This is a genomic window from Stenotrophomonas sp. 82F1 (assembly GCF_056861525.1).
This window is the reverse complement of the sequence record NZ_JBSPUD010000018.1, coordinates 88,186-103,339: the sequence shown is the minus strand read 5'-3', so window position 1 is coordinate 103,339 and position 15,154 is coordinate 88,186. Positions and strand designations below refer to the sequence as shown.

15 protein-coding genes are annotated in these 15,154 nt (G+C 65.1%); 8 read left to right on the top strand and 7 right to left on the bottom strand.

The features are described from left to right. Positions 1-315 precede the first annotated feature (315 nt). From AC13GI_RS16370 to ykgO, 6 genes are all read right to left on the bottom strand, one after another. A complete protein-coding gene (locus AC13GI_RS16370) occupies positions 316-1,536 on the bottom strand; it encodes a TraB/GumN family protein (RefSeq protein ID WP_482996842.1) in 1,221 nt (406 codons plus the stop codon). Positions 1,537-1,540: 4 nt separating this feature from the next. Continuing rightward, positions 1,541-2,071, bottom strand: coding sequence for a GNAT family N-acetyltransferase (locus AC13GI_RS16365; protein WP_099821257.1), 531 nt, complete (start codon positions 2,069-2,071; stop codon positions 1,541-1,543). A 14-nt stretch (positions 2,072-2,085) separates the two neighbouring features. After that, on the bottom strand, positions 2,086-2,973 hold the full coding sequence (locus AC13GI_RS16360; RefSeq protein WP_099821258.1) for a carbon-nitrogen hydrolase: 888 nt from the start codon (positions 2,971-2,973) through the stop codon (positions 2,086-2,088). Between the two features lie 163 nt (positions 2,974-3,136). Continuing rightward, positions 3,137-4,174 carry an agmatine deiminase family protein gene (locus tag AC13GI_RS16355; RefSeq protein WP_099821259.1) on the bottom strand — a complete coding sequence of 346 codons (1,038 nt, stop codon included), beginning with the start codon at positions 4,172-4,174 and terminating at the stop codon, positions 3,137-3,139. A gap of 39 nt (positions 4,175-4,213) precedes the next feature. After that, positions 4,214-4,543, bottom strand: a complete 330-nt coding sequence (locus AC13GI_RS16350; protein ID WP_089240526.1) for a hypothetical protein — start codon at positions 4,541-4,543, stop codon at positions 4,214-4,216. 146 nt (positions 4,544-4,689) lie between these two features. Then, positions 4,690-4,815: a type B 50S ribosomal protein L36 gene (gene ykgO, locus AC13GI_RS16345; protein WP_005409283.1), complete on the bottom strand. Its 126-nt coding sequence runs from the start codon at positions 4,813-4,815 to the stop codon at positions 4,690-4,692. Positions 4,816-5,012: 197 nt separating this feature from the next. On the opposite strand from ykgO, the gene cmk reads away from it, so the two are divergent. From cmk to galU, 8 genes are all read left to right on the top strand, one after another. Next, complete coding sequence (gene cmk, locus AC13GI_RS16340) at positions 5,013-5,690, top strand: (d)CMP kinase (protein WP_032977572.1); 678 nt, start codon at positions 5,013-5,015, stop codon at positions 5,688-5,690. 201 nt (positions 5,691-5,891) lie between these two features. Further along, entirely contained in the window at positions 5,892-7,577 is a 1,686-nt protein-coding gene (gene rpsA, locus AC13GI_RS16335; protein WP_025875032.1) for a 30S ribosomal protein S1, read from the top strand. A gap of 89 nt (positions 7,578-7,666) precedes the next feature. Beyond that, positions 7,667-7,972: an integration host factor subunit beta gene (locus AC13GI_RS16330; protein WP_005409286.1), complete on the top strand. Its 306-nt coding sequence runs from the start codon at positions 7,667-7,669 to the stop codon at positions 7,970-7,972. A gap of 77 nt (positions 7,973-8,049) precedes the next feature. Continuing rightward, positions 8,050-8,334, top strand: a complete 285-nt coding sequence (locus tag AC13GI_RS16325) for a lipopolysaccharide assembly protein LapA domain-containing protein (protein WP_482996841.1) — start codon at positions 8,050-8,052, stop codon at positions 8,332-8,334. A gap of 6 nt (positions 8,335-8,340) precedes the next feature. Then, entirely contained in the window at positions 8,341-9,519 is a 1,179-nt protein-coding gene (lapB, locus tag AC13GI_RS16320; RefSeq protein WP_032977571.1) for a lipopolysaccharide assembly protein LapB, read from the top strand. A 3-nt stretch (positions 9,520-9,522) separates the two neighbouring features. Beyond that, positions 9,523-10,500 carry an MraY family glycosyltransferase gene (locus tag AC13GI_RS16315; RefSeq protein WP_482996840.1) on the top strand — a complete coding sequence of 326 codons (978 nt, stop codon included), beginning with the start codon at positions 9,523-9,525 and terminating at the stop codon, positions 10,498-10,500. A 15-nt stretch (positions 10,501-10,515) separates the two neighbouring features. After that, on the top strand, positions 10,516-12,429 hold the full coding sequence (locus AC13GI_RS16310; protein WP_482996839.1) for a polysaccharide biosynthesis protein: 1,914 nt from the start codon (positions 10,516-10,518) through the stop codon (positions 12,427-12,429). After that, a complete protein-coding gene (galU, locus tag AC13GI_RS16305; protein WP_025875017.1) occupies positions 12,426-13,304 on the top strand; it encodes a UTP--glucose-1-phosphate uridylyltransferase GalU in 879 nt (292 codons plus the stop codon). Before AC13GI_RS16310 ends, galU begins: the two co-directional genes overlap by 4 nt. A 605-nt stretch (positions 13,305-13,909) precedes the next feature. Here the strand turns inward: galU and AC13GI_RS16300 are convergent. Beyond that, positions 13,910-15,118, bottom strand: coding sequence for an acetyl-CoA C-acyltransferase (locus AC13GI_RS16300; RefSeq protein ID WP_482996838.1), 1,209 nt, complete (start codon positions 15,116-15,118; stop codon positions 13,910-13,912). Between the last annotated feature and the right edge of the window lie 36 nt (positions 15,119-15,154).

Here is a 15,154-nt window from a genome sequence, read left to right as displayed (position 1 = left end):
ATCTGACATCTGCGCAACTCCCAGCTATTGTTGAGGGGCTGGGGTGGTACCGCACCACGTTGGCTTGCCTACATCGGCGGTCCTCAAAGGCCGCTAGATCCTTTATCGACGTTAAGGTGCGGGATGGGGATCGCTCGGCTCGTCTGTCGGCTGCTACCCGCAGATATCATGTTGACGGTCCCTCCACCCTGGCTCCTACATACCTCGTAGGAGCCGGGAGGAACATACAAGCCATGCTCGGCTGCTGTTCGCCGCGTCGCGGCGTCGCCCGAGCATGGGCTCGGGCGCTACAGATCCTGTGGCCGGTTGAAAGGGTTACCCCGCCACCTTGCTCCACACCCTGCCGGCAGTCAGCCACAGGCCCAGCATGCTGCCCAGGTTGGTCAGCATGAAGGTCAGCACCACGCGGGTGACGCGGTTGCGGTACCAGCCCTTCAACGACTGCGCGTCGTCACGCAGCTTGAGGAAATCCTCGTAGGTCGGCTTGCGCAGGCGCGCTTCCACCAGGGCCGCGAACGCACCGGTGGGGATGCTCAGGCGGAACGGCTTGAACGGCGCCACCACGATCGCGGTGAGGATGCTCAGCGGATGGCTGCCGGCCACCAGGCAGCCCAGGCCAGCCAGGCCGCCGGTATACATCGCCCAGGTCGCCAGCAGGTCGGTGCCCACGCCCAGTCCACCACGATAGAAGCCGACCCCGATGCCGGTGGCCACGATGGCGAGGATCGCCAGGGTGAACCACGGGATGTTGCGCTTCTTCGGCACCGCTTCCAGCTGCTCGCGCAACGGCGCGGGCGCCTCGGTATCGGTTTCCAGGTAACGCGCCAGGCCGGCCAGGTGGCCGGCACCGACCACCGCCAGCACTTCACGCTGCTGCGGATCATGCGCTTCGCGCAGGCGCGTGGCCATGTAGCGGTCACGCTCTCCGATGATCGTTTCGTACAAGGCCGGGTTCTCGCTGGCGAATTCGCCGAAGCTCGATTCCAGCATGTCGCCCTGCTTCAGCTTCTCGATCTCGTCTTCGCCGACATCCTCGGACGAGAACAGGCCGGCGCCGAGCCCGGCCACCAGCTTCAGCTTGCCGAAGAAGCCCAGTCGCTGCGAAGCGCGGCGGAACGTCAGGCCGACTTCGCGGTCGATCAGGTGCACCGGCAGGTTGCGCTCGCGCGCCAGTTCCACTGCACGCTTCAGTTCCGCGCCCGGTTCGATGCCGAGCTGTTCGGCCAGTCGGCGCTGGTAGGCCGACAGCGCAAGGTTGGCCGCGAACAACGCGACGCGGCCCTTGCGGATCACTTCCACCAGGTCCAGTTTGGCCAGCGTGTCCGGGTCGCTCAGTGCCTGCAGGCGCTGCGGGTCCAGCTCGACGGCGACGGCATCGAAACGGCCGCTGTCGATGGCTTTTTCCACCGCCTCGACGCTGGCATGGGAAACGTGGGCAGTGCCCAGCAGGGTGTAGCGCACGCCATCGCGTTCGACGACGCGCACGGGCTGGCCGGCGAACAGTTCGTCGCCGGTTTCGGGAAGGGTTTCGGTCATGGAATCATTCATTGGAAGGAGCGGAATCGGCGCCATCGCCGAGCGCGCGCTGCATCTGCACGGTGTCCAGCCAGCGGCCGTGCTTGCGGCCGAGGCCACGGAACACGCCCACCAGCTGGAAACCGAAGCGTTCGTGCAGCTTGATGGAGGCGGTGTTGGTCGGCTCGCCGATCACCGCCACCATCTGCCGATGGCCGCGCGCGGTGCAGGCATCGATCAGTGCCTGCAGCAGGCTGGTGCCAACGCCACGGCCCTGGAAGCGCGCATCGACATAGACCGAGTTCTCAACGGTCCACTGGTAGGCGATGCGCGTGCGGTATGTGTTGGCATACGCATAGCCGGCAACCTGGCCGTCGACCTCGGCCACCAGGTAGGGGAAGCCGCGGTCGATGATGTCGCGCATGCGGCGCAGCATCTCGGCCTGGTCGGGAATGTCGTACTCGTAGGTGTTGACGAAGTCGGTCACTTCCACCGCGTAGATCGCGGTGATCGCAGCGATGTCGGCAGGGCCGGCATCACGGATGAGTACGGCCATGCGCGGGCTCCGGGTCAGTCGATGTAGCGCTTGAGCAGATCGCCGTAGGCGTCGATGCGACGATCGCGCAGGAACGGCCAGATGCGGCGCACATGCTCGCTGCGCTGCAGGTCGACCTCACACATCAGAATCGTCGCTTCGGTGCCGGCTTCGGCCAGGAATTCGCCCTGCGGGCCCAGCACGTGGCTGTTGCCCCAGAACTGGATGCCCGAGGCGCCCAGCGGCGACGCTTCATGGCCCACGCGGTTGCAGCTGAGCACCGGCACGCCGTTGGCCACGGCATGGCCACGGTGGCTCAGCACCCAGGCGTCACGCTGGCGCGTCTTCTCGTCCTGCACGTCATCCGGGTCCCAGCCGATCGCGGTGGGGTAGAGCAGCAGTTCCGCACCGGCCAGCGCCATCAGGCGCGCCGCTTCCGGGTACCACTGGTCCCAGCACACCAGCACGCCAAGGCGGCCGACCGAGGTGTCGATCGGCTTGAAGCCGATGTCGCCCGGGGTGAAGTAGAACTTCTCGTAGAAACCCGGGTCGTCCGGAATGTGCATCTTGCGGTACTTGCCCAGCAACGTGCCGTCCTTCTCGAAGACCACGGCGGTGTTGTGGTACAGGCCGGCAGCGCGGCGCTCGAACAGCGAGCCGACCAGCACCACGCCGTGCTTCTTGGCCAGCGCGCCCAGACGCTCGGTGCTCGGGCCGGGAATCGGCTCGGCCAGGTCGAATTCATCGACCGATTCGTGCTGGCAGAAGTAGGGACCGTTGTGCAGTTCCTGCAGCAGCACCAGCTTCGCGCCCTGTGCCGCAGCGTCGGCAACACGCGCTTCGATCACCGCCAGGTTGGCGGCGGCATCACCGTGGTTGCGCTCCTGGATCAGGGCGACGGTAAGAGGGCTGCGCGAGTTCATGCGGGGCGATCCTGCGGGGGAAAACCGGCATGTTAACGCGGATGCGGCACGACAGCGTGTTGGCTGCTGAATGGTGCACGCAACCGGTAGCGCCGGGCCATGCCCGGCGGATTCTGCGGATGCCGCTGCGCTCGCCGGGCATGGCCCGGCGCTCCCGCGTGGATTACGCCTTCAACAGCCCGGCCGGCAGCTGCATGGTGATGCAGTGCAGGCTGCCGTTCTGCCAGATCAGCGAGCGGCAGGGCACCTGCACGATCTCGCGGCCCGGATGGGCCTGTGCCAGCACATCGCGGGCCAGGTCGTCGGCCGGGTCGCCATAGGCCGGCATCAGCACCGCGCCGTTGACGATCAGGTAATTGGCGTAGGACGCAGCCAGGCGGCGGCCTTCATCGATCACCGGCTTTGCCCACGGCAACGGGAACAGCCGGTACGGCTGGCCATCACGCGTGCGCAGCGCGGCCAGCTCGGCGCCCATCGCCTGCAGCTCGGCGTAGTGCGAGTCGCTGGCGTCGTCGCAGGCCTGGTAGACGATGCTGTCGGCCGAGGCGAAGCGGGCGAGGGTGTCGATATGGGCGTCGGTGTCGTCGCCTTCCAGATAGCCGTGATCCAGCCACAGCACGCGTTCCTGCTGCAGCCAGTTGGCCAGGTCGGCGCTCAGGCTGTCGCGGTCACGGTCGGGATGGCGCTCGTGCAGGCACTTCCAGGTGGTCAGCAGGGTGCCTTCGCCATCGGTTTCGATGCCGCCGCCTTCCAGTGCGAACGGAATGCTGCGCACCGCCGCGTCGTTGAACACGCCGGCCTGGTCGAGCACGCCGACCAGCTGGTCATCGAGGGTGGCATCGAACTTGCCGCCCCAGCCGGTGAAGCGGAAGTCCAGCAGCTGGAAGCTGCCATCGGCGCGGCGCAGGGTGATCGGGCCCGAATCACGCAGCCAGGTATCGTCGTACGCGGCGGTGGTGAAGTGGACCTTGTCCATGTCGATGCGGTTGGAGCGCAGCCGCATCTCGGCATAGGTCTCCACGTCATCGTCGGCCACGCAGATCAGCACCGGCTGGAAGCGGGTGATCGCCGCAACCAGGGCGATGTAGGTCTCTTCCACCTGGCCCAGGCGCTCGGCCCAGTCGGTGTCGGCGGTGGGCCAGGCAATCAGGACGCCGCTCTGGGCTTCCCATTCGGCAGGAAAACGAAGGGTCTGGTTCATGGTCTCGCTACACGCGCCCGCAGGTGGCGGGCATGGGGGTCAACGGATCGGCGGCTTGGGGCCGATTTCGTTCGGATCCGCCTGGTTTGCCACCACGTCGATCACCTTCTGCTTCTCGAAGTAGACGGTGAACTGCGGGTACACCCAGCGGTGGATGGTCGGCCATTGCCGTTTCTGTCCGCCGCGCGGCTGCAGCTGCTCTGCCGGCGCGCCGAACTGGGACTGCACCTGCTGCATGCTCTGGCCGCGGACGGGCAGGGCGCCGGCCGGCTTTTCGCGGGCGCGGTCGACAAGCAGGGTATCGGCCAGCGCCGGGGTGGCGGCAGCCAGGGTGGCCAGTACGGCCAAGGTGCACAGGTAACGCGTCATCTCGATCTACTCCCCAGTGGTCAAGAACAGCGATTACAGCAAAAACGGCAGGAAAAAACCGCATAAACAAAAAACCGCCCGAAGGCGGCTTTTTGCATCGGGTCGGCCCCGCGTGGGGCCAGCCGCGGTCACAAGGACCGTTGGGCTTAGCGCTGACGCGCCTTGAAACGCGGGTTCGACTTGCAGATGACGAAGATCTTGCCACGACGACGCACGACCTTGCAGTCACGGTGACGGGCCTTCGCCGACTTCAGGGAGGACAGAACTTTCATGGCATACCTCGGCGTAAACAGTAGTTGTTCGGGTGGAGCGTGGCCGCGATATGCGAAAGACAATCGGCAGTGGACGCTCGTTCAAGCCCGCTATTCTACCGGGCTTTTCCCCATGGTTTCAAGTGGTTGCACAAAAGGCCCGTTGCGGGGTGTCTGGCAGGGGCTAGAATGCCCCCTTCACACGCGCAAGGACCCCCATGAATCCACTCGTTCCCGTCCTGACCATCGACGGCCCGTCAGGGGCCGGCAAGGGTACCATCAGCCGCATCGTGGCGCGCCGGTTGGGCTGGCACTACCTGGATTCGGGTGCGCTGTACCGCGCCGTCGGCGTGGCGGCCAGCTGGGCCGACATCGACACCTCCGATGCCTCCGCGCTGGTGCGCTGCACCTTTGATACCCATGTCCAGTTCGTCGAGCAGGGCGATGCCATGCGGGTCCTGGTCAATGGCACCGATGCCACCGACGAGCTGCGGCTGGAGACCACCGGAGCGCTGGCGTCGGCCATTGCCGCCATTCCCGAGGTCCGGGCCGCCCTGAAGGAGCGCCAGCGCGCATTCAGGATGGAGCCGGGGCTGGTCGCCGACGGCCGCGACATGGGCACCGTCATCTTCCCCGACGCCCCCTATAAGGTATTCCTGACCGCCAGTGCCGAGGAGCGCGCCGAGCGCCGGCATAAGCAGTTGAAAGACAAGGGGGTTTCTGTTAACTTTGAAGACCTCCTGCGCGAGATCATGGCCCGCGACGCCCGTGATGCTCAGCGTACCGTGGCGCCCCTGAAGCCGGCAGACGATGCTGTCCTCATCGACACCACAGGCATCGGCATCGAAGATGTCGTTGCCAGAGTGATGGATCTGCTTCCGGTTCCGGCTGCCTGATCCGTTCGCGCGGGAGCTCTGCCAGCAGCATCGGTGGAGGTCGCGCATCTGCAGTGCTGTAAAAGCTCCGTCGCGCAATGATGCGTGGCGGTTTTCCTACTTCCACACACGACCTGCATTTCCGGGGTCGACCAACAGGCGGGCGGCAGCCATTCCCTGAAGGGAAGCCAGCCGACCCATGTGTCCAACAGAGTAAATCTAATGACCGAATCATTTGCCGAACTGTTTGAAGCCAGCCAGGCCAACCTGGCCAAGCTGAAGCCGGGCGCCATCGTCAGCGGTACCGTTGTTGAAGTCCGCGGCGACGTCGTGGTGATCAACGCCGGGCTGAAGTCGGAAGGCATCGTGCCGATCGAACAGTTCCGTAACGACGCTGGCGAAATCGATGTTGCCGAAGGCGACATCGTCAAGGTCGCCCTCGACTCGATCGAGAACGGCTTCGGTGAAACCGTCCTGTCGCGCGAGAAGGCCAAGCGCGCGATGGTGTGGGACGAGCTGGAAGAAGCGTTGGAAAAGAACGAAACCATCACCGGCCGCATCAGCGGCAAGGTCAAGGGTGGTTTCACCGTGGACATCAAGGATGTCCGCGCCTTCCTGCCGGGTTCCCTGGTCGATGTGCGCCCCGTGCGCGATCCGGCCTACCTGGAAGGCAAGGAGCTGGAATTCAAGCTCATCAAGCTTGACCGCAAGCGCAACAACGTCGTGGTCTCGCGCCGCGCTGTCGTCGAGAGCGAGCACTCGGAAGAGCGCGAGCAGCTGATGGACAAGCTGCAGGAAGGCGCGATCCTGAAGGGTGTCGTCAAGAACCTGACCGATTACGGCGCATTCGTGGACCTGGGCGGTATCGACGGCCTGCTGCACATCACCGACATGGCATGGAAGCGCGTGCGCCATCCGTCCGAAGTCGTGAACGTCGGCGACGAGCTGGACGTGCGCGTGCTGAAGTTCGACCGCGAGCGCAACCGCGTTTCGCTGGGCCTGAAGCAGCTGGGCGAAGATCCGTGGGATAACATCGCCCGTCGTTACCCGGCCAACAGCCGCGTGTTCGGCAAGGTCTCCAACGTCACCGATTACGGCGCATTCGTCGAGATCGAGCCGGGCGTCGAAGGTCTGGTGCACGTTTCCGAGATGGATTGGACCAACAAGAACGTCAACCCGTCCAAGGTTGTGCAGGTCGGTGACGAAGTTGAAGTCATGGTCCTGGACGTCGACGAGGAGCGTCGCCGCATCTCGCTGGGCATGAAGCAGGTTGCCGCCAATCCGTGGGAAACCTTCGCTGCCACCCACAAGAAGGGTGACAAGGTGTCGGGCCAGATCAAGTCGATCACCGACTTCGGCATCTTCATCGGCCTGGACGGCGGCATCGACGGCCTGGTTCACCTGTCCGACATCAGCTGGGCGACCACTGGCGAAGACATCGTTCGCAACTTCAAGAAGGGCGACAACCTGGACGCAGTGGTCCTGGCCGTCGATCCGGAGCGCGAGCGCATCTCGCTGGGCGTCAAGCAGCTGGAGCAGGATCCGTTCGGCCAGTACATGGCGACCAATCCGAAGGGCTCCAAGGTCGAAGGCGTGGTGAAGGAAGTCGACGCCAAGGGCGCGATCATCGAGCTGTCCGACGGCATCGAAGGTTATGTTGCAGCTCGCGACATCGCCAACGAGCGTGTGGACGACGCGACCCAGCACCTGAAGGTCGGCGACAAGGTTGAAGCCAAGTTCGTGGGCATGGATCGCAAGGGTCGTACCCTGCAGCTGTCGATCAAGGCCAAGGACGACGCTGAAATGCGCGAAGTGCTGGAGGAATACCAGTCCTCTTCGGCTTCCAGCGGCACCACCCAGCTGGGCGCGCTGCTGCGTGCACAGCTGAACGGCAACAAGTCCGAGTAATATCGGCCTTACGCTGTTCGTTGTTTCCTGGACGGCCCGGGCACTGCCCGGGCCGTTTCAGGCTGAGATGCCCCTGATGTGAGCCGGTAATGACCAAATCCGAACTGATCGAAATCCTCGCGCGCCGGCAGGCGCACCTGAAGGCCGATGATGTCGATCTGGCGGTCAAGTCATTGCTGGAAATGATGGGGGGCTCACTGTCGGCCGGCGATCGCATCGAGATCCGCGGCTTTGGCAGCTTTTCGCTGCACTACCGTCCGCCGCGCCTGGGTCGCAACCCGAAGACCGGCGAATCGGTTGCCCTGCCGGGCAAGCATGTCCCTCATTTCAAGCCAGGCAAGGAATTGCGCGAGCGGGTCAGCAGTGTGCTGCCGCTGGACGCAGATCCGGCCTGAGCCGTCCGTCGCGCGACTTCGTGCGAATCCCACCACGAGTCGGATAAGCTACGGCCTCCTGCCAATGGAGCTGTCGCATGAAAGTTTTTCGTCTGCTGGTCCTGCTGGCGGTTCTGATCCTTGGTCTGATCATCGGTGCGGTCAACATGACGGCCATGTCGATCAACCTGCTGTTTACCCAATTGAACACGTCCGTCGGCGTGGCGCTGATTGCCGCCCTGCTGATCGGTGTCGTGGTCGGTGCTGGCCTGGTGCTGGTAAGCGTGGTCATTCCGCTCTACAGCCAGCTGCGCCGTGCCAACAAGGCGGCGGCTGCACCGTCGGCGCCGGTGGCCCCCTCCCAATCGTTTGATGGACGTTGATCGAAGATGGAATTCGTTTCCGAGTGGTTCTGGTTCTTCCTCTGTCTTCCGTTGGCGGCCCTGGCCGGCTGGGTGATCGGACGCCGCGGCGGTCAACGCCACGGTGACAACCAGGTCAGCCACCTGTCCAGCACCTACTTCCGTGGCCTGAACTATCTGCTCAACGAGCAGCCGGACAAGGCCATCGAACTGTTCCTGCACATCGCCGAGCTGGACAAGGAAACCTTCGAGACCCAGGTCGCGTTGGGCCATCTGTTCCGCCGCCGTGGCGAAGTGGACCGCGCGATCCGTCTGCACCAGGGCCTGGTCAACCGCCAGGACCTGAGCGACGCGCAGCGCGTGCAGGCCCTGCTGGCGCTGGGCGAGGACTACATGAAGTCCGGTCTGCTGGACCGTGCCGAAACGGTGTTCACCGAGCTGGCGCAGCTGGACCAGCGCGCACCGCAGGCGCTCAAGCACCTGATCGGCATCTACCAGGCCGAGCGTGACTGGGAAAAGGCGATCGACAACGCCACCCGCTTCGAAGATGTCACCGGCGAGCCGATGGGCAAGCTGATCGGGCAGTTCGAATGCGAGCTCGCCGAGCGCTTCCGTGGCGCGGGCAAGCTGGAAGAGGCGAGGGCGGCTATTGCCCGCGCCTACCAGGCCGATGCCATGTCGGTCCGTGCCGGCATCATCGAGGGCCGCCTGGAAACCGACGCAGGCAACGCCGAGGCCGCCGTGCGTGCCTTCGAACGTGCAGCCCGCAACGATCCGGAGTACCTGCCGGAAGTGCTGCCGGCGCTGATGGAGAATTACCGCAAGGTTGGCGACCTGGGCGGCGCGCGCGCCTTCCTGTCCGAGATGACCGAGCATTACCGCGGCATCGCCCCGGTGCTGGCGCTGACCCGCCTGATGGAAGAGCAGGAGGGTGTCGCACCTGCCCGCGCCTATCTGGGCCGCCAGCTCAAGGATCGCCCGTCGGTGCGTGGCGAATCGGCGCTGATCGACCTCACCCTGGCCGAGGGCGCGGATTCCACTGCGACCCTGCACGACCTCAAGCACATCACCGACCAGTTGCTGGTGCGCAATCCGGCCTACCGCTGCACCCGCTGCGGATTCGGCGCGCGTACCCACCACTGGCAATGCCCCAGCTGCAAGGAGTGGGGCACGGTCAAGCCGCTGTTGAATTACGCGGTGCTCTGAACCATGCCGTGGCTTGTGATGGCCGCGCTGCTGGGCCTGGCCCTGCTCAGCGCGGCGTTGACCTGGGCGGCGCGCGTGTATGCCCTGCGCAGGCAGTTGCTGGACCAGCCCGGCGAGCGCCGCAGCCACAGTGTGGCCACCCCGCGTGGCGGCGGCATCGCCATCGTCATCACCCTGTTGATTGCTGCGGCCGTGGCCGCCTGCGTCTGGCCGGTTGCCGCCCCCAGTCTGGCCGTCGCCAGCCTGGGTCTGCTGCTGGTTGCCGGCATTGGCTGGTGGGATGACCATCGGCCGCTGCCGGCCATGCGCCGGTTGCTGGTGCACTTCCTCGCCGCCGCCTTGCTGGCGGGGCTGGTCAAGATGCATGGCGGCAGCTGGCTGTTGAGCCTGCTGGTGCTGTTCTTCACCGCCTCGCTGATCAACATCTGGAACTTCATGGATGGCATCAACGGGATTGCCAGCAGCCAGGCAGTCATCGTTGCGCTCGGCTTTGCCACTGTGCTGCCCTGGCCCTATTCGCTGGTGGCCGTTGTTCTTGGCCTGGCCTGCCTGGGTTTTCTGCCATTCAATTTCCCGCAGGCGCGGATCTTCATGGGGGATGTGGGTAGTGGCGCGCTGGGCTATGCCGTGGCCGTGGTGCTGGCCGTCGCTGCAGTGCACACCGACATCAACTGGATCCTGCTGCTGCTGCCGCTATCCGCCTTCCTTGTGGACGCGGGCTTCACGCTGTTGGCGCGCATGCTTTCCGGGCAACGCTGGATGGAACCCCACACCCAGCATGTCTACCAGCGCGCGGTGCAGGCAGGAGCCAGCCATGCCCAGGTGACAGGGATGTACTTTGTTCTAGGCCTGTTCAGTATTACAGTGTTCAATATCTGCACCAATTTGCAGCCGAGGTGGGAGGCTGTCGTAGCGGTCGCGTGGTTTGCCGCGCTGACCCTGCTGTGGCTCCTCCTGCGCAATGGATTGCGCCACCGATAAGGAATTACTCGATCTATGTCTTCACCCTGGCGGGACAGAATCCTCGGCCTGATGCCGCGTACGGCCATCGTCTGCCACGACTTGTTCATGGTATGGGCCTGTTGGCAGCTGCTGCATGCGGGTCGTTACTCGATCCTCGCCGACGCTCCCGCACTGCCGCTGTGGAACGTTGACACCACGCTGGTGCTGGCGCTGCAGGGCCTGGTGTTCTGGCGTATCGGCCTCTATCGCGGGCTGTGGCGCTTCGCCAGCGTCAGCGACCTGCTGAACATCTTCAAGGCCAGCTTCATCGGCCTGATCGCCATCGTTCTGGTGCTGGCCTGGAAGCGCTTCAACGGCGTGCCGATGTCGGTGCTGGTGATCTATCCGTTTGCGTTGTCGGCACTGCTGGGTGCACCGCGCCTGCTGTACCGGGCGTGGAAGGACTACCAGTCGCTGCAGTCCGATTCGACCGCGCGCCGCGTGCTGATTCTCGGCGCCGGCCAGGCCGCTGAAACGCTGGTGCGCGACCTGCGCCGATCCGGCAATTTCGAGCCGGTCGGCCTGCTCGATGATGCACCGCACCTGCGTGGCGCAAAGCTGCAGAGCCTGCCGATCCTGGGCACGCTGGACGACGCACCGGCGGTGGTCCGTGAGACCGCGGCCAAGCTGCTGGTGATCGCCATGCCCTCGCTGGATGCCGTCGGCATGCAGCGCGTGGTGGCCATCTGCGAGAGCACCGGCATTCCGTTCCGCACCGTGCCCAAGCTCAGCGACATCCTGCAGGGACAGTCGCTGCCGGGCCAGTTGAAGGAAGTGGCGATCGAGGACCTGCTCGGGCGCAAGCCGATCATGCCGGACTGGAACCTCATCCGCGGCTGGTTGGGCGGGCGCACGGTGATGGTCACCGGTGCCGGTGGCTCGATCGGCTCCGAGCTGTGTCGCCAGTGTGCGCGCCATGGTGCCGGTCGTATCGTGCTGCTGGAGATCAGCGAACTGCTGCTGTTGACCATCGAGGGCGAGCTGCGCCGCAGCTTCCCCGATGTCGAGATCGAAGCCGTGCTCGGTGACTGTGGAGACCCCGCAGTGATCCGCCATGCGCTGTCGCTGCACCCGGTCGACACCGCCTTCCATGCGGCGGCGTACAAGCATGTGCCGGTGCTGGAGCGTCAGTTGCGCGAAGCCGTGCGCAACAACATCCTGGCCACCGAAAACGTGGCCCGCGCCTGCCTGGAAGCCCGTGTCGAGCACTTTGTGTTCATTTCGACCGACAAGGCGGTGGACCCGGTCAATGCGCTGGGCGCCAGCAAGCGCTATGCGGAGATGATCTGCCAGAGCCTGGACCAGAAGTCCACGCACACCCGTTTCGTGACCGTCCGCTTCGGCAACGTGCTGGCATCGGCCGGCAGCGTGGTGCCGTTGTTCCGCGAGCAGATCCTCAAGGGCGGCCCGGTCACGGTGACCGACCCGGAGGTCAGCCGCTATTTCATGACCATTCCCGAGGCGTGCCAGCTGATCCTGCAGGCGGCTGCTTCGGCATCGCACGGCGCGATCTATACCTTGGACATGGGCGAGCCCGTGCCGATCCGGGTGCTGGCCGAACAGATGATCCGCCTGGCCGGCAAGCAGCCGTACAAGGACATCCCGATCATCTACACCGGCATGCGCCCGGGCGAGAAGCTGCACGAGACGCTGTTCTATTCCGACGAGGACTACCGGCCGACCGCGCACCCGAAGATCCTGGAAGCCGGCGTACGTGCGTTCTCGCGTGACATCGTGCTGGGCAACGTGCCGAAGCTGCGCGAGGCGATTGCCCGGTACGACATCGATACGATCCAGGAAATCCTGTTCGCGACCATGCCGGAATTCTCGCCAATCGAACAGGATGCTTACATTTCATCCGCTAAGGTTGTGCCCTTTCCGGCACGTGAGGCCAGCAGGCACCAATGAGCAAGCGCATTCGCAAGGCGGTATTTCCAGTAGCAGGTCTGGGCACGCGTTTTCTTCCGGCAACCAAGACGGTGCCGAAGGAAATGCTGCCGATCATCGATCGGCCGCTGATCCAGTACGCCGTGGATGAGGCGATCGAGGCGGGCTGTGACACCCTGGTGTTCATCACCAACCGTTACAAGCACGCTGTCGCCGACTATTTCGACAAGGCCTACGAGCTGGAGCAGAAGCTCGAGCGCGCGGGCAAGCACGAACAGCTGGAGTTGATCCGCCATGTGCTGCCGGAAGGCGTGCGCGCGATCTTCGTTACCCAGGCCGAGGCGCTGGGCCTGGGCCACGCGGTGCTGTGCGCCAAGGCGGTCATCGGTGACGAGCCGTTCGCTGTGCTGCTGCCCGATGATCTGATCTGGAACCGCGGCGCGGGTGCATTGAAGCAGATGGCCGACCTCAACGAGGCCAGCGGCGCCAGTGTCATTGCCGTGGAAGACGTGCCACACGACAAGACGGCCAGCTACGGCATCGTCGCTACCGAGGCGTTCGATGGTCGCAAGGGGCGCATTTCGCAGATCGTGGAGAAGCCGAAGCCGGAGGACGCGCCGAGCGACCTGGCGGTGGTGGGGCGCTACGTGCTGAGCCCGAAGATCTTCGAGCTGCTTGAGCAGACCCGGACCGGTGCCGGTGGCGAGATCCAGCTGACCGATGCGATCGCCGAGCTGCTGAAGACCGACGAGGTCGATGCCTATCGTTTCGAAGGCACCCGTTTCGACTGCGGCACCCATCTGGGGCTGGTCGAGGCGACGATCCGCTTTGCGCTGGACAACCCGAAGCTGGCTGGCCCGGCGCGGGAGAAGCTGGCGGCGATGCTGGCGGAATAAGGTTTTTCGAGCGTTCCGTTTGCGCTTTGATTGATACGTGATGGGCGGGACGGGTGGGCCTTTGCAGGACACGCCGTAAACCCGTCCATGGGGGCTCGATGGCGCCATCCATGGCGCCAACGGTCCTGCAAAGGCCCACCCGTCCCGCCAGCCTGGTTTCCTGCGGGCGCGGACGGGAAGGGCGGAATCAAGGGCAAGGGCAAAAGCAAAAAAAGGCAGCCATTGGCTGCCTTTTTTCGTGAGTCGGGGGGGGCGGCGGTGGGGGAGGCCACGGGGGCGGGGCCCAGGGCGCCGGGGGGCCCGGCCAAAACAAACAAACCCCCCCCTGGGGGTGCCTTTTTTGGTGCGTGGGGGTCAGATCCCTTGGCGCGGCAAAGGGCTCTGACCCCAAGGCCGGAAGCATCCACGCATGGCGTGGATCTACCGCCTTTGCTCACCCCTCCGCCGCGCGGAATGTTGGGTGGCGCGGGTGGGTGAGGCTGACCGGGACTGTCAGCGGCATGGATGCCGCTGCCAAGCCTACAGGGACGTACTTGCGGCGTGTCCCGGGCAGTCTCACCCGCCCGGGCCCAGCAGCCAGCAATCAGCAGGCAACGCTCTGAACCTTACAGCGCCTCGAAAATACCCGCTGCGCCCATGCCGGTACCGATGCACATCGTCACCATGCCGTACTTCTGCTGGCGACGACGCAGGCCGTGCAGCAGGGTCGCGGTACGGATCGCACCGGTGGCACCCAGCGGGTGGCCCAGGGCGATCGCGCCGCCCAGCGGGTTGACCTTGCTCGGGTCCAGGCCGCAATCACGGATCACCGCCAGCGACTGCGCGGCGAAGGCTTCGTTGAGCTCGATCCAGTCCAGCTGGTCCTGGGTCAGGCCGGCCTGCTTCAGCGCCTTCGGAATCGCGGCGATCGGGCCGATGCCCATCACTTCCGGGCGCACGCCGGCCACCGAGAAGCTGACGAAACGGGCCAGCGGGGTCAGGCCGTAATCCTTGATCGCCTGCTCCGAGGCCAGCAGCACCGCGCCGGCGCCATCGCTCATCTGCGAGGAGTTGCCGGCGGTAACGGTGCCGCCGAACTGGCCGTTGCGGAACACCGGGCGCAGCTTGGCCAGGCCTTCAGCGGAGGAGTCCGGGCGCGGGCCTTCGTCGGTGTCGGCGATCTTGTTGCGGGTGATGATGCGCTTGCCGTCGGCCAGGTCGGGCTGGTGCGAGACGATCTCGTACGGGCTGATCTCGTCCTTGAAGTCGCCGTTCTGGATGGCAGCCATCGCCTTCTGGTGCGAGGCGAGGGCGAAGGCGTCCTGCTCTTCGCGCGAGACCTTCCACTCTTCAGCGACCTTCTCGGCGGTGATGCCCATGCCGTAGGCGATGGCGACGTGGTCGTTGTCGAACACGCTCGGCGCCATCGCGATCTTGTTGCCCATCATCGGCACCATCGACATCGACTCGGTGCCGCCGGCCAGCATCAGGTCGGCGTTGCCAAGGCGGATGGCGTCGGCCGCCTGCGCCACGGCCTGCAGGCCGGAGGAGCAGAAACGGTTCACGGTCTGCGCGGCGATGGTGTTCGGCAGGCCGGCCAGCAGCACGCCGATGCGGGCGACGTTCATGCCCTGCTCGGCTTCCGGCATCGCACAGCCGATGATCGCGTCATCGATGCGGTTGACGTCCACGCCCGGCGCCTGCGCCACGACGCTGCGCAGCACGTGGGCGAGCATGTCGTCGGGGCGGGTGTTGCGGAACATGCCCTTGGGCGCCTTGCCAACCGGGGTGCGGGTGGCGGCGACGATGTAGGCGTCCTGGATTTGCTTGGTCATTGCAGTGATCTCTCGAAGTTTTTTGCCGGTGTGCCC